Origin of the sequence: Paenibacillus sp. FSL L8-0638, assembly GCF_038593075.1 — a bacterium.
Taxonomy (GTDB): Bacteria; Bacillota; Bacilli; order Paenibacillales; family Paenibacillaceae; genus Paenibacillus; species Paenibacillus polymyxa_D.
This window is the reverse complement of the sequence record NZ_CP151960.1, coordinates 2503343-2529027: the sequence shown is the minus strand read 5'-3', so window position 1 is coordinate 2529027 and position 25685 is coordinate 2503343. Positions and strand designations below refer to the sequence as shown.

Annotated in this window: 2 protein-coding genes (1 of these 2 cut by a window edge); both read right to left on the bottom strand. The window is 51.3% G+C overall.

Annotated elements, in window-relative coordinates:
• Nucleotides 1–154: 154 nt before the first annotated feature.
• Complete coding sequence (locus MKY35_RS11345) at nt 155–11374, bottom strand: amino acid adenylation domain-containing protein (RefSeq protein ID WP_342446406.1); 11220 nt, start codon at nt 11372–11374, stop codon at nt 155–157.
• Nucleotides 11375–11540: 166 nt separating this feature from the next.
• Nucleotides 11541–25685: the 3' portion of a non-ribosomal peptide synthase/polyketide synthase gene (locus MKY35_RS11340; RefSeq protein ID WP_342446405.1), read on the bottom strand. It continues 28170 nt past the right edge of the window; only the last 14145 of its 42315 coding nucleotides appear in the window; its start codon lies off the right edge, out of view — the gene reads right to left on this strand; its stop codon occupies nt 11541–11543.

Here is a 25685-nt window from a genome sequence, read left to right as displayed (position 1 = left end):
GAATCATCGCACTTCCCATCGCGGGAGTGCACATAATAAAGCGAATCCTGATCGAGTCGTGTAAGCAGAAGGCATCTTACCTGTCGATCAGGATTCATGTGTTACAGATTAAAAAATTAGTGATTCAGTTCTTAAAATCATCAACCGTAGATTTTCAAGATTTATGATGTGCTAAATCTTGTGTCATGTCTTTGTCCGTGTTCCGAGTTATCTTTTGTATTGCGGCACGGATACTTTTTACATTTTTCTCGATAAATCCGGGTTCCAGTAGTTCATAATGATTACCAATCAAGCTATGCTCTTCATAGCTACCTTGTGTAGCGTCTTTCCATAAAAGTCGATTATCTCCTGTACCCCTCACCGTTTCCGATCCAACGGCGACAAAGCCGTGAATATTCGCCTGAACGCTCTCTCTATTCACAAGCTGGTTGCCATACACCGCGTAAGCGATCATTTTACGTTGGTACGTTTCATTCAACAGCTCACGGTAGGAGTCGGGAACCTGTTCCAGCATGTCATGAATTTCATGCTCTGTTTCTTCAGCTGTGAAGGGCAGGGCTTCCGCCCTTTTGACCGAATCGAGCATAAAAATATCGGATACGGTATGACCTTGACGTTCCAGTGTGTCAGCAACCTTATGCGCCAGATTACCACCTATGGAATAACCAAGCAGCACATACGGACCTTGCGCTTGCGTGCTGACGATCAAATCAACGTAACGTGCCAGCATGGCCTGCTCATCCGCAGCATCATCCACGAACTCCAATCCATACACTACTGCGTCCTGATCCAGTTGTTTGGCCAGCTCCGCGAACGACAGCCCGTATCCAAGCATAGGAGGAAAGCAGAAGATGGAGATCGGACCGTGTTCATTCAACCGAATGATTGGACTATCGGCCCTGTATTCCAGATCCGCTTTCAATAATGTGAGCGCCTGCTCTTCTATAGTCGGGAAGTCCATAACACTACGGATGGGGAGCTCAATGTCTGTGGCAAGGTGAACTTTGCGTATAAGCTCCAGTACTTTCAAGGAATGTCCACCCAACGTGAAAAAGTCATCATGGATACCCACTTGTGGAATTTCAAGCACTTCCTGCCAAATGGATGCCAGCAACTGCTCCACATCGGTTCGCGGGGCGACATATTCTATACCCGTGTGCAGCCCTTTGTCCGGCACAGGTAAAGCTTTGCGATCGATTTTGCCGTTTGTCGTCAGCGGAAGCCGATCCAGTTGTACAAATGCGGATGGAATCATATAGCTCGGCAGACTGGCCGACATCGCAGCTCGAATCTCACGGACGGTCAGCTGTTCATCGGCAGTGAAGTAAGCACATAATTGCTGTTGACCCGTTCCATCCCGCAAAGCGATAACGACGCTATCCCGCACGGACGGTACACTTGCCAGCCGCGCCTCCACTTCGCCCAGCTCAATCCGGTAACCGCGAATTTTAACCTGTTGATCAATCCGTCCGGCGTATTCCAATATGCCGTCTTCACGCCAGCGAACAAGATCGCCTGTACAGTACAGGCGATCTCCGTCCACCCACGGGTTAGCAAGAAATCTCTCAGCCGTCAGCTCAGGACGATTTAAATAACCACGTGCAACTCCGTCTCCGCCGACAACCAGCTCACCCCAGGCTCCGACCGGTTGCAGGTTAAATGACGAATCCACAACATACGCCGTCGAATTGCAGATGGGACGTCCGATCGGCACAGAATCCAGCTGTTCTTCCGTAATGTGATACGTCGTCGAAAAGGTTGTATTTTCCGTTGGTCCATAGCCGTTAATGATGTTCATGTCCGGATTATCACGCAGAACCCGGTTAATATGGGGTGCAGACAAAACATCACCACCAACCAGCAAATACTTCACATCGCCGAAAAGTTTACTATCCTGCTGTGAAAGCTGATTAAATAACGGTGTGGTCAGCCACATCATGGTGATGCGACGATCCCGTATCGTCTCTTTAAGCTTGGCCGCGTCCAATAGATCATCCTTATGCACAAGAACAAGCTGACCGCCGTTCAGCAGCGCGCCCCAAATTTCAAACGTAGATACATCAAATACAAACGCGCAAGTCTGCAGCATTCGAGTCGATTCATCAAATGGCACATAATCGGTATTGCGGACAAGGCGCACGACACTTTGATGCTCAACAACGACACCCTTAGGCTTACCTGTTGAGCCTGAGGTATAAATAACATAAGCAGCATGATTACCCGCTCCATCTATACCCAGGTTGGAAGCATCTGCACTGTAGGACGTATCCTCATTCAGATTAACAATCTGTCCGTCAAAATAGCAACGATCCAGCAAATCTTGTTGAGCCAGCAGCAGTTTGGCTCCCGAGTCCTCCAGCATATAACAGATACGGTCCTCCGGATATTGTGGATCTACCGGCACATACGCGCCACCAGCCTTCAAAATAGCGAGTGTTCCCGTAATCATATCCAGCGAGCGCTCCGTCAAAATGCCAACAGGTTCATCGGGTTTCACCCCTGCATCACACAGCGTATGCGCTAATCGGTTGGCTGTCTCATTGAGCTCCCGGTAAGTCAATGATTGATGACCCAAAGCGACGGCAATATGATCCGGCGTACGCTCTGCCTGCTCCTCAAACAATTTTTGGATCGTGTGATTGCTTGGATATGCAGAGGCAGTGTTATTAAACTCTCCTGTAATTTGTTGTTTTTCCGCCGCTGTAACCAGTTCCAGCTCTTCTATGCAAACATTCGGGTTAAGCAAAACTTGCTCCAACAGATTCACAAAATGTCCATGCAGACGCTTAATGCCTGTTTGATCATAACTTAACGCATTATACATAAAACGAATCTTGATGCATTCTCCTGGCATAACGACTAAGCTCAGATCATAGTTAGTCTGCTCTGCAGCCACCACGTTGGAAATCGGGAATAGTTCCTGCCCGTCACTTCCCAGTTCTTCGACCTGCTCATCTACCGGATAATTTTCAAACACCATAATATGGTTAATTAAATCCTGTTTCTGATCGGTCAATGCCTGAATCTCAAACAGTGGATACGTATCATACGCATGAGAAGCCAGAGCCTGCTCCTGCGTTTTCTTCATAACTTCTGCAAAAGATTCCCCTGCCTCACTAAGGATGCGAACAGGAATGGTATTAATGAACAAGCCGATAATATCCTCTACCCCGATAATATCCGATGGACGGCCTGAGACGACACTGCCAAATACGACGTCACTGTGGTTGTTATATTTTTGCAGCACAATCCCCCAGACGGTTTGTAATAACGTATTCATGGTCACTTGATATCGCTTAGCCGTCTCCTCCACCCGGAGGGTCAACTCACGTTCCAAAACCGTCACCCAATCACTAGCCGTGTTGCCTCCACTCTTGCGACCGGATTTTACAGCTGGTAATGCTGTTTGCTGCTCATATCCGGATAAATAGCTGCTCCAGTAGTCGGTTGCCGCCTTGCGATCCTGTGCTTCGAGCCATTCAATAAAGCGGCTGTACGGCACTGCGGGTGCCAGCTCTGGTACTCTGCCCTCCTGAAGTGCTGCATAGCTTTCAAACACTTCTTTATTTATAAGGGACAGACACCAGCCGTCCATGACGATATGATGGAAGCTCCATACAAAATGATAGCTGTCTTCTCCGGTACGTAAAATCGCTACACGCAGCAGAACATCCCTACGCAGATCAAAGCCTCGTGCTTTATCTTGTAGCTTGAAATTTTTCACCCGGGTATCTATTTCATCCTCATCCAGATGGTGTAAATCTTCATATTGAAAGCCGCAATCCTGATTTCGATACACCACCTGCAACGGTTCCGTATCTCTGCCAAAATAAAAATGTGTACGCAGCGCCTCATGTCGCCGAACCAGAATATTCAGGCTTTCTGCAAAAGCCCGAATGTCCATCTGACCTCGCATATCATAAGAAACCTGCTCAAAATACGCGTCATTCGCGGCTGCTTGACTATCTAGCTGGCTGTGAAACAGCATCCCTTTCTGCATCGGGGTCAGTGCATATACATTGTCGATCTCACCTGCAGCACCCATTTCAGATAAGAGGCTGTCCAAACCCTCCACACTCATTCCTTTATAGGAAATATCACTCGGGGTCAGCTCCGGGTGTTCTTTATGGATGCAGTGCACCAAAATTTCACGCAGGCTCGATTCCAGTAATTTCGCCAATCGCTCGATCGTCTCCGGTCTATAGCTGGTACGGCTATAGCTAATCGTCAGACCCAGTTGGCCTCCCGAAATGATGCCGCCAAAATCAAGCGTATACGTTCGAGCCATGTTCGGGCTCAGCGGCATCCCACCCTCATATGAGGAAGATTGCAAGTCGTTCCCTTTCATATCCTGATCGAACTGTCCCAAATAGTTAAAGCTGATTTCGGGATCTGTCGTAAATATAGCTGGAGATGCTTCCGGTGCCTGTGTCTGACGGTCGGCTAAATATTTCAGTACACCGTAGCCAATCCCTTTTTGCGGAATGCCGCGCAGTCCTTCCTTCACCCGCTTAATCCGTTGCGAAAGTGCCAGTTCTTCCGGCATATCGAGCAAAACAGGATATTGGCTTGTAAACCACCCTATCGTCCGGGTAATGTCCACCTCAGGTAAAATGGCTTCACGTCCATGTCCCTCCAGATTAATCAGGAACCGATCATTTCCACTCCATCCTTGCAATGCCATTCCTACCGCCGTTAGCAACAGGTCATTAATTTCTGTACGGTAGGCACGATTGGCCTGTTTGAGCAGCTGCTCTGTCTCTGCGTGTGTCCACAAAGCAGTAACCGACTCACTATCGCCAATCAATGGCTTTTCGTGCTCATTATACCCGTAATCCTGCGGCAAAGGAGCCCGTTCCGCTTGTGCAAGTTTCCCCCAATACGCTTGCTCACGTTCCATAGCTGGGCTGTTGGCATAAGCGTGCAGCTGCTCGGCCCATGTTTGGAACGAATCTGTTTTATGAGGCAGCTGAATCACCTGTTCACCCTTGGAAGCTTGATCATAGGCAGTCGCCAAATCCTCGAATAAAATGCGCCAGGAAACTCCATCCACCGCCAAATGATGAATCACGACCAGCAGATGATCTCCATCCGGGCAACGGAATAGTCCCAGTCTCATCAGCGGACCTTCACTTAGAGAAATACCAGATTGAATTTCATTGCACTTCGCTTCAATTATCTTCGCCAAATCTTGCTTGTTTACATCGCTGTCATTATAATCAAAGCACTCCAGATGGTACGGTTCGCCTTCCTCTACACTGCGGTTCCATGCTGTACATCCGTTCTCCGACAAACTAAAAACCATACGCAGTGCATCATGGTGCGATGTAATCTGATGGAGCGCCCGCCGTAGTGCCTGTTCGTCATAGCCTTCCTGACGATAGAGCATGACAGATTGGTTAAAATAGTGTGGTTCTCCCGTTGGCTGTTCAAAAAACCAGCGCTGAATCGGTGTAAGCACTACATTTCCTGTAACCTCGCCCTGCTCGGCTATTCGGTTAACAGGCTGAATATATGTGTTTAGTCCTGCAATTGTCGGGTATTTGAACAAGTCCTTCATTTCCAGCTTGTATCCAGCCTGAAACAAGCGGGACGATACTTGGATGGCCTTGATGGAGTCACCACCCAAATGGAAAAAGTTATCCTGTATTCCGACTTTCGGGATACCAAGAATGGCTCCCCAAGCCGTAGCCAGTGCCTGTTGGACATCCGTCTCGGGTGCCACATAGTCCATACCTGTATCGAGATTGTGCTCAGGTGCGGGCAGTGCCCTGCGGTCTACTTTGCCATTCAGCGTCAAAGGCAGTCTGGAGAGCTGCACAAAGTAGGACGGCACCATATAGCCAGGCAGATCCTGCGACAAAATGTTACGTAAGTCGCTGGCGCTCAGTTCGCTATCTGTTACAAAATAGGCACATAGCTGTTTTTGTCCGTGATCGTCCTGCCGCACGTTAACAACCGATTCCTTCACACCTGGAATCGTGGACAAACGGGTTTCAATTTCACCCAGTTCAATGCGGTAGCCGCGAATTTTGACCTGTTCATCCATTCTTCCCTTGTACTCCAGTACACCATCAGTACGCCAACGCACTAAGTCCCCTGTACGATAGCAATATTCTCCAGACCGGAATGGACTTTCAATAAATTTTTCCGCCGTAAGCTCGGGCCGATTCAGATATCCACGCCCAACACCATCACCACCGACGATCAGTTCCCCCCAGGCCCCGATAGGTTGCAGCTTCAACGAACGATTGACCACATAAGCGGTCGAGTGATCAATTGGACGGCCAATGGGAATAGCCTGGGTTTGCGGTTCTGTAATGTCATAGATGGTGGAAAAGGTGGTGTTCTCCGTCGGCCCATAAATATTGGCTAGGCGAAGCTGCGGGTACTCCTTCAACACACGATTGACGTGCGGTACAGACAACACATCACCACCCACGAGCAACTCCTTCAAGGACGCAAACACTCCGATTTCTTGCTGCGAATACTGATTGAATAAAGCCGTGGTCATGAACATCGTGTTAACACGATACTTGTCAATTGCCTGTTTGAGCTTGGAGGCATCCAGAATAGTGTCATGACTTACCACATACAGTTGTCCCCCGTTCAGCAGCGTTCCCCAGATTTCAAATGTAGAGGCATCGAACACAACTGCGCCCAATTGCAGCATACGTGTATTTTCATCAAGCGTGGCATAGCTTTTGTTTTTCACTAGGCGCACGACATTACGGTGCTCAATCATCACGCCCTTCGGCTTGCCTGTCGTACCAGAGGTGTAGATCACATACGCAAGATCCGAGGAAGATCCCCCTGTTGTAATCGCAATGGTTCCATCCGTATGAGCGTCAAATTCAGATTTGCTACTCCATCGTTGTTCATCACTCAAATCGATGACCGGAATGCCGGGTTCAAAAGGCATCTGCTCACGTCGTTGTAACAGTAACAGCCCCGCACCGGAATCCTCCAGTAAATAACGGATACGCTCCTCAGGATATTCGGGATCAATGGGAACGTAAGCCCCTCCGACCTTCAAGATCGCCAGCATACCGACGACCATTTCAATGGAGCGTTCAGCCATAATTGCTACTCGCTGTGTCTCTGGCTCGGACCCGCGCCGTATCCCATGGGAAGCGAGAATGCGTGCCAGACGGTCGGCACGTTCATTCAGCTCACGGTAGGTAAGCTGCATGTCCGCAAAGGTGATGGCCAGCCGATCAGGTGATTGCGCTACCTGTTCCTCGAACAGCACATGCAGTGCTTGATCTCGTGGATACGGATAGTCTGCTACCGTATCATTGAATCTCTGCACAAGCAGCTCTTTTTCTTGGGCCGAAACCATTTCTATAGCCGAAAGAGCGATATCCGGCTGTTGAATAACCGCATTGATAAGCTGCTGCAAATGTTCAGTCAGTCGTTCAATGGTTTCTCGTTTGTACAGCCGAGTTCCGTATTGAAGAGCACAGGAAATTTGTTCTCCATCCTCCACTGCGAACAGACTCAAATCAAATTTGGCCGTCGTTTGCTCACTTGGATAAGATGCCAATTGCAGCCCCGCCAGCTGCTGCTCTTTTTGCTCTATGTTTTGTAGTGCAAACATGGTATCAAATAACGGATTACGGCTTAAATCTCGATCCACGCCCAGCTTCTCCACCAGCTCTTCAAACGGATATTCCTGATGTTCAAAAGCCTTTAACGCGTTATCCTTGACCTCCAACACATAATCACGGAACGTTTTCCCACCTTCTGGATAATTACGGATTGCCAGTGTATTCACGAACATCCCGATCAGACTGCCCAGATCTGCATGGGGCCGCCCTGCAATTGGCGAACCGACAATAATATCCTCCTGCCCGCTATAGTGGCTAAGCAAAGCCGAATAGGCTGCCAACAGCACCATATATAATGTCGATTCCGTCTGCACCGCAATGCTTTTTAAGCCTTCGCTTTGTCGTTGGTCAAGCGTAAATTCCAGCACATCTCCTTCAAAGCTTCTCACCGCTGGGCGTGGATAATCAGTCGGTAGATCAAGCACAGGTAGCTCTCCTGCGAAGGTATTGAGCCAGTAGTTTTCCTGTTCCTGGTAGCGTTCACTTTGCTGCTGCTTCTGTTGCCAAGCGGCGTAGTCTTTATACTGAATGCGTAACGAGGGCAGCGTGTCGCCTGCATATAAATGAATGAAGTCCTGAATTAGTACATTTATAGAGGTGCCGTCCGAAATGATATGATGCATATCCATGAGCAAAATATGATGCTCTGGGTCTGTTTCAATCAAACCAACTCGGAATAACGGAGCCTGCCCCAGATCGAATGGTTGGACAAAGTTACGTACCAGCTCATCCGTTTCCTTTGCGGTAGCTCCGTGAGCATTAGTCAATTCCATGCAAAAAGGAACCTCGTCATGTACTCGCTGGACAGGTTCACCGTTCATGGTCTCAAAACTTGTGCGCAATGTTTCATGGCGATCAATAAGCTGACGGAATGCACTATCCAGTGCCTTGTGATCAAGTGAACCGGTCAGAGTTAGGACACCAGGTATGTTATAGCTAATTCCCGCTCCATCAAGCTGATTGAGGATATACATCCGTTTTTGAGCCGAAGAGACCGCATAAAATGGCTTATTCTCCGTAACAGGGATGGATTCATAAGTGGTTTGCTCCAGTGCTTCAATAACTTGCGCCAGCTGTTCAATGGTCGGATGCTGGAACAGATCCTTTAGCTGCACATTTTTATGCAATTCCTTATAGATGAGTGATATGACATGTGTCGCCCGCAGGGAATGTCCTCCTGCCTCAAAAAAGTTATCCTTAATGCCAATGCGCTCAAGCTCAAGCACATCTTTCCAGATGCTAGCCAGTTGTGCTTGTAATTGATTTTGAGGAGGTACATATTCTGCGCCTGAGCCTACACCTCCCTCTGGCTGTGGCAACGCTCGGCGATCCACCTTGCCATTGGGCGTCAGTGGTAATTGCTCCAGCTGTACAAAATACGACGGTACCATGTAACCCGGTAGCTCCTGGCTCAAAGCACTACGCAGCTCACTTGTCGCTACTTCCGTTTGGGTGACCACATATGCGCAGAGCAGCTTTTGCCCCTGCTCATCTTCATGTGCAATTACAACAGCTTCTCGGACTGCCTCCAGCTTCAGCAGCTGTGCTTCCACCTCGCCCAGCTCAATCCGGTAGCCTCGAATTTTCACCTGCTCGTCGATCCGTCCCTTATATTCCAGCGTCCCGTCCGCATTCCAACGCACCAGGTCCCCTGTTCGATAGCAGCGTTCGCCGCCACGGAACGGGCTGTCAATGAACTTTTCGGTCGTCAGGTCTGGGCGGTTGCGGTATCCACGAGCCACCCCGTCACCGCCGACAATCAGTTCCCCCCACGCTCCAACAGGCTGGAGCTGCATCGAACCGTCCACGACATATGCCGTCGAGTTATGGATCGGGCTGCCAATGGGCACAGATCCCGATTGAACGCCAGTAATGGCTTGTGTGGTAGAAAAAGTCGTATTTTCCGTCGGACCGTAGCCGTTAATAATATGTAGATTCGGATGGGCCTCCAATACCCGATTAATATGCGGTACGGACAGCACATCACCACCGACCAACAGCTCCCGCATTCCCTCAAATAGTTCCAAGTCCTGCTGGGATAGCTGATTAAAGAGCGGTGCGGTTAGCCACATCGTGGTAATGCCGTGATTGCGGACAACTTCCTTGAGCTTGGGCGCGTCCAAAATAACATCCTGACTCACCAGCACTAGCTGTCCACCGTTCAATAGCGCACCCCAAATTTCGAAGGTGGACGCGTCAAAGACAACAGACCCGGTCTGCAAAATGCGTGTGTCGGCATTCAAGCGTGCATAGTTTGTGTTTGTCACCAAACGCACGACATTACGGTGCTCCACCATAACCCCTTTGGGCTGGCCTGTAGTCCCTGAGGTGTACATAATATAGGCCAAGCGACCAGCTGCGCTCGCCTTCGGTTGTTCTCCAGCTGCATAAGTCTGCTGTATTTGTTCTGGTTCTGCTTGTTCTGATTGCGTAGCTTTTGGTTGCATGATTTCTGGTTGTATGGTTGTCGTAGAAGCAAGTTCGGGACTGGCGGAAATGGAGTAGAACGGATCTAGGCAGTCCACGTATCCCAAATCAGTATTCGTCCCGTGCTCATTCGACAAAATGGGATCGTAACGATCAGCATCATCCGTTCCATAAATTGCGGCATCGCTAAGGTCAAGCACCATTCCCTTAAAATCAGTGGGCCGATGTTCCATTCGCTGCACGAGCAGTATGTCCGCACCGGAATCCTTCAGCAAATAGCGTACACGCTCATCCGGGTAATCAGAATCAATGGGCACATACGCTCCACCTGCTTTGAGAATCCCGAGCATACCGACAATCATCTCAATCGAGCGTTCAGCTACAATGCCGACCGTCTGCTCGGTGCGGATTCCCTGCTTACGTAAAGAATGAGCCAGTCGGTTGGCCTTTTCATTCAATTCTGCATAGGTTAGGCTTTCTTGCCCACACACTACCGCCACCTGCTGTGGTGCCTGCTTCGCCTGTTTCTCGAACAATTCATGAATAGACGCATGCCGTGGATAATCCACAGTGGTATCGTTGAAGGTATGAACCAGCTGCTCTACTTCTTGCTCTGACAGCACTTGTGCTGTGGAAATCGCCAACTCTGGCTGCTGCAAAACAATAGTGTACAGCCGCAGAAGCTGCTCAACAAAGTGCTCAATCGTCGTCTCGCTATAACGGTCGCTACTATACTTTACGTTTAGGGAGACCGCTTCATGTTCCCATTGAAACTGGAAATCTAGTTCAGATTGTACGTGATCCAAAAAATCAGAAATATGAATATTTCGCAAGGATACTGTGGTGTGAATAAGAGGCTTTCCATCCTCATTACGTTGAATGTCAAGTAATTCAGAATAGTTCCAAAAAGGGATGTTTTGATGTTCAATAGCTTCGCCGACAGAGGTTTTGATTTGAGACAGCAAGGCTTTGAAGGTTGTGCTGGAATCCAGCGTATTTTTCAATAAAAGTAGATGGTTGATCGGCTTTGTAGCACCGTTGCTAGACTTGGCTACCGGAATGCCCAGCAGCACACGTTCCTCACCTGTGTATTTATGCAATAAGCTCTCTACTCCAGCAAGCAGGACCATAAATACGGCCCATGAAGCGCCACCTGTTATAGATGATATTCTTTGGGAAATTTCAGTTGGAAATGTGAGCATGTACGTATGGGAATTTAAACTCGTTACAGTTGTACTTCTGGACACATGGTTAGTGTATGGTAGGCAGATGATATGATCCTCAGATTCCAGTTTATGACTCCAGTAATTTTTTTCCTTCTCAAATAAGGCTTTCAATGACATCCCTCCTGCTTCATGGGGTCTGTTACCCCGGTTGGAATGGTGCGTTGTTACGTACATGAGCGTTGTGTCGGAAAAAGAATACTTTGCAGGCAAGGGCAGTCGGACAAGCCGCCGCCCTCTGCACACGCAAAGTGAATTCATTGCATTTTAGAAAACGGATTTAAAAAACAAAGTCGATGGAATCCGGTGAGAAGCCTTCCGGCCGCTCGTCCGAGTTCACCTGGATATCGCCTAACAGCAAATCTGGATCGATTCCAATCTGGGACAGGATCGCTATCAAATCTCTGGTTAATCTCTCAATAGCGTCGGCCCCAAACAGCTTCGTGCAATATTCAAACGAACCCTTGATTTCCCCGTCTTCATCACTCATAGACAAGGTCAAATCGAATTTGGAGATGCTGTGCTCCTGAACATATGGACTGAAGGACAGCGTTTCAAGCTTCGTTTCCTGCGACTCTGTATTTTGCAGTACAAACATGGTGTCAAACAACGGGTTACGGCTTGCATCCCGTGCTACATCCAGCTTTTCCACCAACTCTTCCAGTGGATAATCCTGATGCTCAAAGGCTTGCAGCGTACGATCTCTGGCTTCTAACAAGTAGCTGTGGAACGTTTGGTTGCCCTTCGGCTGATGCCGGATGGCTAGCGTATTGACGAACATTCCGATCAGTGGCTCCAGCTCAGGCAGCAAGCGGCCTGCTACTGGCGTACCGATGATCAAATCGTCCTGACCGCTGTATTTGGACAGCAGAACGGTGTAGGCGCTCAACAGCACCATGTACAGTGTACTTCCGGTCTGTGCCGCAATTCGGTGCAGTTGCTCGGATACATTCGCGTCCACTGTAAATTCATACATCGCACCCTCGAAGCTGCGAACAGCAGGTCTAGGATAAGCAATTGGCAAATCCAGTACCGGCAATTCTCCGGCTAAATGCTCCAGCCAGAAGTGTTCCCGGCGTTGGTATGATTCACGCTGCATCTCCTGCTGCTGCCACACGGCGTAGTCCTTGTACTGAATTTGCAACGGCTCCAATGCCTGTCCTTCGTACAGTTGTACCAACTCCTGCACGATATTGTTCGACGATACACCGTCTGAAATAATATGGTGCATGTCGTACATCAGGAGATGGCGCTCTGGTCCGGTTTGAATAAGACGGACACGCAGCAGTGGTGCCTGACGAAGATCAAAGCTGCGTACAAATGATTCGATATAGGCTTCGGCTTCAGACTCCCTAGCCTGCAAGTGCTCTACTGCAAACTCCACTTGATCATACACCCGCTGAACGACCTCACCTTTCACCATTTCAAAGGAAGTCCGCAGCGTTTCATGGCGAGCTATTAACTGACGGAACGCATCCTCCAGCCGATCGGCCTGAAGCGGTCCCTCCACGGTTAATACACCCGGCATATTGTAGCTGAGATCCCCACCTTCCAGATGGCTCAAAATGTACAGTCGTTTTTGAGCCGAGGAAACCGGGTAGTACGCCTGTTGCGCCGCCGCAGGGATCACCGTATAGGTGTCTGTGCCGTGCGTAGCTATGAGCTGGGCTTGCTGCTCAATCGTAAAGTGTTGGAACACCTCACGCAGCGTAATCCGACTGTCCAGTTCCTGATGGATTTTGGCCACCAGCGTCGTTGCCCGCAGGGAGTGTCCACCCACGTCAAAGAATGAGTCGGTGACTCCTACGCTGGACAACTTCAAGACATCCTGCCAGATTTGGGCTAGCTTGGCTTCCAGCGGCGTCCGCGGTGCAACGTACTCCAGGCCTCCTTCGAGGCGTGCTTCCGGTGCAGGCAACGCCTTGCGGTCGATTTTCCCGTTCGGGGTCAGCGGGAAACGATCCAGTTGTACCACATACGTCGGGATCATGTAATCCGGCAGCTTCGGCTGCAGCGCATGCCGTAGCTCCGGCAAACTCAGGGACGCTGAAGCTATGATGTAGGCACACAGATCCTTGTGTCCGTCTTCGTTTTCCCATGCTGTGACCACGGCTTTCTGAATGCCGTCCACGGTCAGCAGCTGCGCTTCCACCTCACCCAGCTCGATCCGGTACCCCCGGATTTTCACTTGGTGGTCAATCCGGCCCAAATACTCAATGCTGCCGTCTGGCAACCACCGTGCCAGGTCGCCCGTTCGGTACATTCGGTGTGCGTAAGTGCTGTCCGCTTGATCGGCTGCATCAGCGAACGGATTCGGGATGAACTTCTCTGCCGTCAGCTCCGGCAGGTTCAGGTATCCTCGTCCGACACCTGCACCCCCGATATAGAGTTCACCTGCGATACCGATCGGTACCAGCTGTTGCTGGCTGTTCAGGATGTACACAGACTGGTTCGCGATCGGCGTTCCGATAGATACCGTATGCTCCCCTTTTTCCAGCAGTGCGTTCAGGGACTCCACATCTTCAATCGTATAAGCGGTCGCATCTACCGTCGTTTCGGTCGGACCGTACACGTTCGTAATCACCGGACGATACCCGGACCACTTGTGCAGGAACACTTGTACCAGCTGCACGGATAATGCTTCGCCACCAATCAGGTAATGCTTCACTTCCGGCGCTTCCGTCACACTGACGCTTTCGTTCAAAATATGCAGATGCGCAGGTGTGCCGTCCGACAGATCAATCCGGTGCGTGCGGTAGTAGGCGATCAAATGCTCTCCGCTCAGACTGACGTCACGGGACACCACATGCAGAGTGTGGCCTAACAGCAAGCTGGCAAAGATTTGCTTCACCGAAGCGTCAAATACAAATGCTGACAGCCATGCGACATGAAGCGGCTGTTCGTAACGGCTGTATACTCGCTCCCGTAAAGCATCTACCAGATTGCTAACACTGCCCTGCTCGATCATGACCCCTTTCGGCTGACCGGTGGTACCTGACGTATAAATCATATAGGCCAGGTTATGCGGGCGGGCGACAGGGATTAGATTGCTCGCATCCTGTGCTCCCAGTTGAGCTTGAACGTCCTCGTCATCCAAGACTACAGCTCGAACTGTGGATGGCAAGCCGAGCGACAGATTGGCAACTCTACTTGTAATCACGACCTTGGCCCCACTGTCTTGGAGCATGTAGTCGATGCGCTCCTGTGGATACATCGTATCCATCGGCACATACGCACCTCCGGCCTTAAGTACCCCCAGAATGCTCACCAGAATATCCGCAGAACGTTCCAGCAATACGCCAACCGGTTGATCTGCTTCGACCCCTTCCGCTCGTAACACACGAGCCAATTGGTTCGCACGCTCATTCAGCTCAGTGTAGGTCAGCGCGGTGGCCCCAGACACAACGGCTATCCGCTCAGGGTTGCGCTTCGCTTGCTCTTCAAAGCGTTCGCTGAGCGTACGGCCTTGTAATGCTCCAAGCAGGCTGTGCGCATTCGGATCATTGAACACCTTCAGAATCTGCTCGATTTCTTCTACCGTAATCAACTCCAGCTCACCCAGCTTCGCATCCGGATTCACCGCCACAGCTTCGACCAAGCGAACAAAGTGACGCGTCATCCGTTCTACCGTTTCGCGCTCGTACAACGCAGTTGCATACTGCAATCCGAGCTGGATACCTGCCTCGTCCTCTCTGGCTTCCAGCGTCAAATCAAACTTCGCTGGCGTTTGTTCCAAGCCGTATGGACGGAAGCTCAGATCTGCCAGTTGCAGTTCGCCTTCCTCAGTGGTTTGCAGGGTAAACATCGTATCGAACAGCGGATGGCGGCTCATATCCCGCTTCACATTTAGCTTTTCCACCAGTTCCTCAAATGGGTAGTCCTGATGTTCATAGGCTTGCAGAGCACAAACTTTCACTTCTTCCACGTAGCTGCGGAAGGTATGTTCCGCTGTCGGATAGTTCCGCAATGCCAACGTACCGACGAACATCCCGATCATCGGCTCCAGATCCGCATGCGGTCGTCCGGCAATCGGTGTGCCGACTACGATGTCTTCTTGTCCGCTGTATTGATACAAGAGCGCGGTGTACGCCGCCAGCAGCACCATATACAGCGTGGAGCCTGTGTGCGCCGCCAGTTCCTTCAGACGTTCGCTTGCTTCGTGTTCCAGCCCGAACACCACCGTATCGCCCGCCGTACTTCGTACCGACGGACGGGCAAAATCTGTAGGTACATCCAGCACAGGCAGTTCACCCCGGAAGGTGTCGAGCCAGTACGCTTCCTGACGTTGCATCCACTCTTGATGGGCTTCGCTTTGCTGCCATACCGCATAATCTTTGTACTGTATCCGCAGTGGCGGCAGCTCTTCACCGTCGTATAAGCGGACAAATTCATCGGTCAGTACCCCCATGGACACACCATCCGAGACGATATGGTGCATATCGAGCATGAGTAAATGCTGCGATTCCTGCTCGGTTCCTTGTACACCCAAATCTACCAAGCCTACCCGCAGCAGCGGAGCAGCTTGCAGATCGAACGGACGGACAAAGCGGCGTACCAATGCCTGCGTTTCTGGGCTGACTACCATATCTGCGGCCATGTCTGTATGCGCAGTCCTATCTTCGGCCTGTACCTTCGTATATTCCACCACAAATGGTACAGTATCCTCGATCCACTGCATCGGCTCACCGTCCACCAGCTCAAAGCGAGTGCGCAAGGTCGCATGACGGGCAATCAGTTGACGGAACACGTCCTCCACTCGCTTCACGTCCAACGGACCACTCACTTGCAGCACTGACGGCATGTTGTAGTTCACATCATTCGGGTCGAACTGATGCAGTACATACAATCGTTTTTGCGCCGAGGAAAGCGGGTAGAAGCTGCGTTCTTCCGTCACCGGAATGGACGCATACGCCACTTGATCCAGACCTTCCATGACCGCTGCCAGTTGTTCAATCGTTGGCGCTTCAAAAATACTGCGCAGTGGAAGCGGCTTGTTCAGCTCCTTGTGAATTTTCGAGGCCAGCGTCGTCGCCCGCAGCGAGTGTCCGCCAATCTCAAAGAAGTTTTCCTTCACACCGACCTGCGCCAGACCCAGCACATCCTGCCAAATTTGCGCCAGCTTCACTTCCACCCATGTCCGCGGTGCGACATAGTCGGCTCCGCTTTGCAGGCTGCCTTCCGGTGTTGGCAGTGCCTTGCGGTCGATTTTACCGTTCGGTGTCAACGGCATCTGCTCCAGCTGTACCAAATACGAAGGCACCATGTAGTTTGGAAGCTCCTCGCCCAGTAAGCTGCGCAACTCACCAGCGCTCACTTCCCTTTCAGCAACATAGTACGCCACCAGTTGGTTTTGCCCCTGTTCGTCCGCCTGGGCCAGTACGATGACCTCTTGTACATCCTCCACTTTCAAAATTTGTGCCTCGACTTCGCCCAGCTCGATCCGATAGCCCCGGATTTTCACCTGATGGTCGATCCGGCCCAAATATTCAATGTTGCCGTCTGGCATCCATCTGGCCAAGTCACCCGTACGGTACATTCGTTCGTAGTCGGCTTCACCAGCCGCAAACGGATTTGGTATAAATTTCTCAGCCGTCAGCTCCGGGCGATCCAGATAACCACGGGCCAGACCCGGACCGGACACGCACAGTTCACCCGCGACACCTACCGGAGCCAAATGTCCATGCACATCCACCATGTACACCCGATGATTCGGTATAGGGCGTCCGATGGAAATCAGTTGTCCGGCTCTCTCATCCTCGGATACCGGCCAGATCGACGTCGCCACCGAGTTTTCGGTTGGACCGTAGCCGTTGTAATACGCCACCTGATCCTTCCACTTGTATACCAATTCTGTTGAGGATGCTGAACCCGCCGTAAACAGAATACGCAGGTTTGGCATCCATCCCGGCTCCAGATACACCGCATAGGTCGGTGGCAACGTCGCCACCGTAATCTGATGTTCTGTCATATAATGTTCGAATCGCTCATAGTCCAAAATCGTCTCTGACGTTGGTACATACAACGTGGCTCCGCAGAACAGCGCCTGGAAGATTTCCCAGCAAGCCGCATCAAACGAATAGCTAGCAAACAGCAACGTATGATCCGACGTGCGGATCTTGAGCGTCTGATCAAAATACGTTTTCAGATTGCATAGACCGCGATGCTCCAACATAACACCCTTCGGCTGCCCCGTCGTACCTGACGTATAAATGACATAGGCCAGATCGTTCGGACCAGACAACGGCTCCAGATTGGAACCATCCTCGTGATACACACCCTGTGTCCCATTCAGCACCAGCACGTGACCATCGAAAGCCACTTTATCCACCAGATGGTTTTGCGTTAACAACAGCTTCGCACCCGAGTCGTCCAGCATGTAGCGGATACGCTCCTCTGGATAGGTCGGATCGATGGGGACATATGCGCCCCCGGCTTTTAAAATCCCGAAGATGCCCACGATCATGTCCACCGAACGCTCGGTCATCAGTCCCACCAAACGATCCTTCGTCACGCCTTGACTACGCAAGGTGCGCGCCAGACGATTCGCACGTTCATTCAGCTCGCGATAGGTCAGCTGCTCTCCTTCAAAGAACAATGCTGGCTGTTCCGGTGTGTGCGCCGTTTGTGTCTCGAACAGGCCATGGATCGTTTGCTCGCTCGGATACTCGGCGGCTGTATTGCCCCATACGCGGAGAATTTGCTCGCGCTCCTGCTCACTTACCATATCCAGCTCCTGCACCCGAGTGTCGGGCTTCGCTACCACCTGCTCCAATAGCTGTATCAGATGGCCCTGAGTCCGCTTCACAGATTCACGATCATATAACTTCGCATTGTATTCAAATCGGATTTTCATCGCTTCCTGCGGCATAACGACCAGATTGAAATCATAGTTGGTTTGTTCAATCATGCCGGCATTGCGAATTTCAAAATCCGACGCTGCACCTTCGCCAAGTTGCTCGACCTGCTCCTCCACCGGATAGTTTTCAAACACGATAATGTGGTTGATCAGGTCTTGCTTTTGCTCGGTCAAGGCTTGAATTTCATACAGCGGATACGTTTCATAATCTTGAGAAGTCAGCGCCTGCTTCTGATTCGTTCTGATCAGGTCGGCAAAGGTGTCCTCAGCCCCACTGCGGATACGTATTGGAATGGTGTTAATGAACAAGCCCACCATATTTTCAATCCCCGAAATATCCGCTGGACGACCAGACACTACACCGCCAAAAACAGCGTCGTCACTACCGTTGTACTTTTGAAGCAGTAAGCCCCAGGCTGTTTGCAGCAATGTATTCGGGGTCACGTGGTACTGCTTGGCCACCATTTCCATACGTCCGGTCAAGTCCTTGCCCAGATCACACAGGATATGCTCAAATTGTGCACCGTCCGCTTTCACGCCTACTTTTCCGGTCGGAATCGAAGTTTGCTGATCATAGCCGAGCAAATAATCCTTCCAGTAGGAAGCTGCTGCTTCTTCATCCTGTGCTTCAAGCCACTCAATATACTGACTGTATGGAGTCACGGGGGCAAGCTTCGGCTGTCTATGCTCCACGGCTGCAAAATAAGCCTCAAACACCTCATCCGTGACTAACGCCACACACCAGCCATCCATCAAGATGTGATGAGAGCTCCACACAAAATAATAATCCTCAGCACCTGTTCGTAAAATCGCCACGCGCATCAACGCATCCCGGGACAAATCGAATCCGGCTGCCTTGTCCTTGCGAATAAATTCCTGCACATACGCGTCACGCTCCTGCTCATTCAGATGACGCAAATCTTCGCATCTGAAACCAACCTCCTTGCGGCGGAAAATCACCTGCACAGGCTCATCCTGCCAACCGCTGATGAAATTGGCTCTAAAGATCTCATGCCGCTGCGCCAAATGATTCAAGCTATCCTGGAAAATATCCGCTTGGAAGCGTCCGTGCAAATCAAAGGTCGTTTGTTCAAAATAAGCTCCTGACGCTGCATCCATCAGACTATGGAACAACATGCCTTTTTGCATCGGCGTCAACGCATATACATTTTCCAGTTCCCCGATGTCACGAGTCCGTTCTACCAATTGATCCAGCTCGGCCATCGTTACATTTTTAAGCATGACATCGCTTGGCGTCAGTTCTTGCTGTTTGCGGCCTACGCAATGCGTAATGATTTCCTGCAAGCTGGTTCTGAACTGTTCAGCTAACTGCTTCATCGTTTCATGGCGATATTCCTGCTTGCTGTAGCTGATTGTCAATTGCAGCTTGCCTTCCGAAATCAGTCCGTTCATATCCAGCGTGTGCGATCTGGCTGCATGGGCGCTAAGCTCTGCACCGCTAGAGTAAGAAGAGTAAGGAGATACATCCATGGACTGACTTTGCATATCTTGATCAAATTGTCCCAAATAGTTAAAGCTGATTTCAGGTTCGGTCACAAAACGCTCTGGCTCACGTGCTGCGGACAGGTATCTCAACATCCCGTAGCCAATGCCCTTTTGCGGAATGCGGCGGAGTCCTTCTTTCACCTGTTTGATGCGCTGTGAAAGGTCTTGCCCCACGCTCATATCCAGCACCACCGGGAATTGGGTCGTAAACCAGCCCACGGTGCGCGTAATATCCAGTTCTGGCAAAATGGACTCCCGTCCATGGCCTTCCAGGCTCACGAGCACTCGTTCCAAGCCCGCCCAGCGATGAATAGTCAGTCCTAAGGCGGTAAGCAGCAAATCATTCATCTCCGTGTTGTAGGCACGATGCGCCTGTTTTAACAGCTGCTCCGTTTCCTGAGCTGTCCACGTAACTGTAATGTTCTCGCTGTCCCTATTTAAGGAATGAGAAGGGGATTCGTCTTTTGGAAGCGGCTGATATACGCCCTGTTCCATTTCCTGCCAGAATGCGAGTTCTGCTGCCATGGCCGGACTATTCGCATATTGAGACTGCCCATCCGCCCAGGTGCGGAACGAATCCGTTTTGTGCGGAAGGCGAGCCGTTTGTCCGTTCAATGCCTGCTCATAGGCGGTCGTAATATCCTCAAACAAAATGCGCCAAGATACGGTATCCACCACTAAGTGATGAATCGCAATCAGCAAATGATCTCCATCTGGGCAATGGAACAGCCCCAGCTTCACTAGCGGTCCTTCGCTTAACTGAATACCCGCTTGAATTTCATTCACTTTAGCCTCGATCGCCGCAGACACCTCAGACCCATTTCTGAAGTCGGCCCGATCCAGCGTATACAGCTCGCCCTCACCAACCGCACGGTTCCAAGCTTCATATCCGTGCTCCGTAGGACGGAAAATGATACGCAGTGCGTCGTGATGGCTAACGATTTGATTCATCGCCGTGCGCAGGGCCGGTTCATCAAAACCATCCTTGCTATGCAGCATGATGGACTGGTTATGATGATGAGCATCCGTCAGGTTCTGCTTAAAGAACCAGTGTTGAACGGGTGTCAGTTTCACAGCGCCCACCACTTCGCTCTGATCCGCCAATCGGGTCACCGATTGGACTTTCAGTGCCAAGGCAGACACGGTTGGATGACTGAACAGGTCTTTCATCTCCAGTCGATAACCTGCTTGCAGCAATCGGGAGGATACTTGCAAGGCCTTAATCGAATCGCCACCCAGCTCGAAGAAGTTATCCTGCGTGCCTACCGCTTCCACGCCGAGCACCCCGGCCCATACCGCAGCCAGTACTTGCTCCACCGTGGTACGCGGTGCCACATAGGCTGCACCCGTATGGATGCTTCCTTCCGGTTCCGGCAAGGCCTTGCGGTCGATTTTGCCGTTGATGGTCAGGGGGATCGTCTCCAGTCGCATCAAACGTGCAGGCACCATGTGCGCTGGCAGTCCGGCTTCCAGTTCGGCCTGTACCTCCTCGATCCGCAGCTCAGCTTCTCCTGTGATGTATCCGCACAAGTACTTGTGTCCACGCTCATCCGTCCGGTCGATGACTACCGCTTGACGTACACCCGGCACCCGCTGGATCGCCGTTTCGATCTCGCCCAGCTCGATCCGATAGCCCCGGATTTTCACTTGATAGTCCATCCGGCCGATAAAGTCCACATTGCCGTCCGGCATCCATCGCGCCAAGTCACCTGTGCGGTATAATCGTTCACCTGGCACGAACGGATTGGCTACGAATTTCTCGGCCGTCAGGTCCGCACGGTTCAGGTATCCCCGTGCTACCCCAATTCCACCGATGCACAACTCGCCCAGTACGCCGATCGGCACCGGATTCAGCTGGCTGTCCACGATGTAGAAGCGTGCGTTCAGCCATGCCTGTCCAATCGGTACACTGCCACTGTCCGGCAGCTTCAACCGTCCTTCGTCGTAGAAGCTGGAGTCGATCGCCGCTTCCGTGACGCCGTAGCTGTTCATAATGCGGATATCTGCGCCAAAACGTTCTTGCAGCACCCGGTAGTCCGTCACGCTGCAGCTATCCGAGCTGGTAATCAGCAATTCCAGACTGCTCATGTCCAGTCCCTGCTCATATACATGCTGCATAAACGGTACGATCAAGGCCGGTGTGGATTCGAACACCGTAATCTGATAGTCGCGAATCCAGCCATACAGACGGCTCGGATCAATACGGTCGTCTTTCGGACAGATAACCATCGTGCCGCCGTTATAAAGCGTCCGCGCGATATCACCGACGAACACGTCGAAGGAGAAGCTCGCCAGTTGCAGCAGTCGTACCGGGAACTGGTTCAGGCGATAATCCCGACGATACGCCGCGGCGGTATTCACCAAGCTGCGATGCTCGATCATGACGCCCTTCGGACGTCCTGTTGTCCCGGAGGTGTAGATCACATACGCCAGATCCTGCGGTTCGTTGATGTGATTGACGTCTGTGGTATCTCCGGTGTACAGCGACTCATCGTCCAGCGCCAGTACAGTATGCAGACACAGTCCCGTTGCGGGTTCGGATACTGCTTCGCTTTCATCCAGCCAGACCTGCGCGCGCTCCTGTAAGCCCGTTTGGGTCAACAGTACCGTAGCACCACTGTCCTCCAGCATGAAGCGGATGCGTTCAGACGGATAGTCTGCATCCAGCGGTACATATGCACCTCCGGCTTTCCATACCGCCAATACGCCGACCAGCATGTCTACCGAGCGTTCACTCAAGATGCCAACAATCGATTCACGGCCAATGCCTTCATTTCGCAATCTACGCGCCAATTGGTTCGCACGCTCGTTCAGTTTACGGTACGTAAGCTGCTGCTCCTCGTACACCACCGCCACGTGATCTGGTACAAGCTGCGCTTGTTCTTCCACATAGGTATGGAACAAGGCTCCTACTTCAACAGCAGCAACATCCGATACTCCCACATCTCCAAAACCGTAGATGATTTGTGCTTTTTCCTCGACAGTTACCATATCCAAAGCTGCCAGTGATTGCTGCGGATGAAGAGTAATCGCACGTACAAGTTCGGTAAAATGCTGTGCCAAGCGCCCAATGGTCTCAGGCTTGTACAGCGCCGTGCTGTATTCCAGACTGCACAGAATGCCTTCTGGCTGCTCCACGGCATCCAAGGTCAGATCAAATTTGGCCGTATGATTGTCTGTCGGATACGTTTTAAAGGTCAGACCTTCCAGCTCGAACTCCTGCTGCTCAAATGTTTTCAACTCAAACATCGTGTCAAACAGCGCATTCCGGCTCGTATCCCGCGTTAAATTCAGTTTTTCAACCAGTTCTTCAAAAGGATATTCCTGATGTTCGTAAGCACTGAGCGCATGCTCTTTGACCTCTTGCAAGTAATCCAGGAACGTTTTGTCGCCAGCCGGATAATTGCGGATCGCCAGCGTGTTGAGGAATACGCCTACCAAGCCCTCCAGTTCCGCATGCGGTCTTCCGGCAATCGGCGTGCCGACGATAATGTCTTCCTGTCCCGAATATTTATGCAAAAGCGTGCTATACGCGGCCAGCAATACCATGTACAAGGTGGAGCCGGTTTGCGCGGCCAGCTGTTTCAACTGTTCGCTGTCCTCCAGGCTGATCGCAAATTCCAATCGCGCTCCTTCCAGACGCTGTACGGCTGGTCTTGCAAAATCCGTAGGCATATCCAGCACCGGAATGTCACCAGCCATCGTGTTCAGCCAGTAGCTTTCCTGCTCACGAAGACGCTCACTTTGCATATCTGCATGCTGCCAAACGGCGTAGTCCTTGTACTGAATATGGAGTGGCGGCAGTTCCTTGCCTTCATACAATTGAGAAAACTCCTGCACGATAATTCCTTCCGTGACGCCATCCGAAATAATATGGTGCATGTCATAGAGCATAACGTGACGCCCCGGTCCATTTTCTACCAACTGAACCCGCAGCAACGGTGCTTGTGCGAGATCAAATGCGCGTACAAAGTCTAGTGCATACTGCTGGGTCTCTTCTTCGCTTGCCTGCACATGCTCCACGCTGAATGCGACGCCCGATTCAATCCGTTGAATCACCTCACCATCCACCATCTCGAATCGGGTTCGCAGGGCTTCATGACGGGCAATCAGCTGGCGGAAGGCTTGTTCCAGTCGTTTTTTATCCAAGGAACCTTCGATAATCAACGCTCCTGGCATGTTGTAGCTAACCTCTCCACCTTCCAGGTGACTCAGCACGTACATCCGTTTTTGCGCCGAGGAAACAGGATAATATTCGCACTCCTCCGCCACAGGAATAGATACATACGTTTGCTGGGTCTGATCTTCACCCATCACCTGCACCAGTTGCCCAATCGTCGGATATTGGAAAATATCTCGCAGAGCCAGCTTGTAATTCAGCTCCTGATGGATTTTCGCCATCAGTGTTGTCGCGCGCAGAGAATGTCCTCCCACTTCAAAGAAGTTATCCTGGATGCCTATTTGATGATGATTCAAAACGCTTTGCCAAATACGTACCAGTTGCTCTTCCAGCGGTGTCCGCGGTGCCACGTACGCTGTGCCTCCTTCGAGGCGCACTTCCGGCGCAGGCAACGCTTTGCGGTCAATTTTCCCGTTTGGTGTCAGCGGGAAATGATCCAGTTGTACGACATACGTCGGGATCATATAGCTCGGCAGTTTGGGCTGGAGTGTGCTGCGCAGATCCGGCAAATTCAGCGCATCAGAGGCTACGACATACGCACATAAATCCTTGTCTCCATCTTCGTTTTCCCAGGCGGTGACGATGGCTTTCTCAATGCCATCTACGGTCAGCAGCTGTGATTCCACCTCGCCCAGTTCAATCCGGAAGCCCCGGATTTTAACCTGATCATCCATACGGCCGATAAAGTCCACATTGCCATCCGGCATCCACCGCGCCAAATCGCCTGTACGGTACAATCGTTCACCCGCTACATATGGATTCGCTACGAATTTTTCGGCCGTCAGGTCTGCACGATTCAGATATCCCCGTGCCACCCCGGCTCCACCAATGCACAGCTCACCCAGTACGCCGATCGGCACCGGATTCAGCTGGCTGTCCACAATGTAGAAGCGTGCGTTCAGCCACGCCTGACCAATCGGCACATGGCCGCTGCTTGGCAGCTTCGACAGCTCTTCGTCATAGAAGCTGGAGTCAATCGCCGCTTCGGTGACACCATAGCTGTTCATAATGCGGATATCTGCGCCAAACCGTTCTTGCAGCACTCGGTAGTCCGTCACGCTGCAACTATCCGAGCTCGTGATTAGTAGTTCCAAGCTGCTCATGTCCAGCCCCTGTTCATGCACATGCTGCATAAACGGTACGATCAGGGCTGGAGTCGATTCGAACACGGTAATCTGGACATCGCGAATCCAGCCATACAAACGGCTAAAATCAATCCGGTCGTCTTTCGGACAAATGACCATCGTGCCGCCGTTATAGAGCGTCCGTGCAATATCCCCGACGAACACGTCGAACGAGAAGCTCGCCAGCTGCAGCAGTCGGACTGGGAACTCGCTCAGACGATAATCCCGGCGATACGCCGCAGCCGTATTGACTAAACTGCGATGTTCGATCATGACACCTTTCGGACGTCCGGTTGTCCCAGACGTGTAGATCACATACGCCAAATCGTGCGGTTCGTTGATGTGATCGACGTCTGTCGTATCCCCGGTGTACAGTGACTCATCGTCCAATGCCAGTACGGTATGCAGACACAGTTTTGTTTCCGATTCAGATGCTGCTTCGCTGTCAGACACCGAGTTTGATTTCAAGCTTAATCCTTCATTCAGGTTGTCTCTTTCCATCGTTTCAGCACCAGCCGCTGTCTCCAATTCACCCTCAGTCTGCCCTCCGGCCAAGGCCTGTCGGCTTTCCCCAAGCCATGCCTGTGCTTGCTCCTGTAAGCCGATTTGGGTCAACAATACCGTCGCACCACTGTCCTCCAGCATGAAACGAATGCGTTCGGACGGATAGTCTGCATCCAGCGGCACATAGGCGCCTCCCGCTTTCCACACCGCCAATACGCCGACCAGCATGTCTACTGAACGTTCACTCAAAATGCC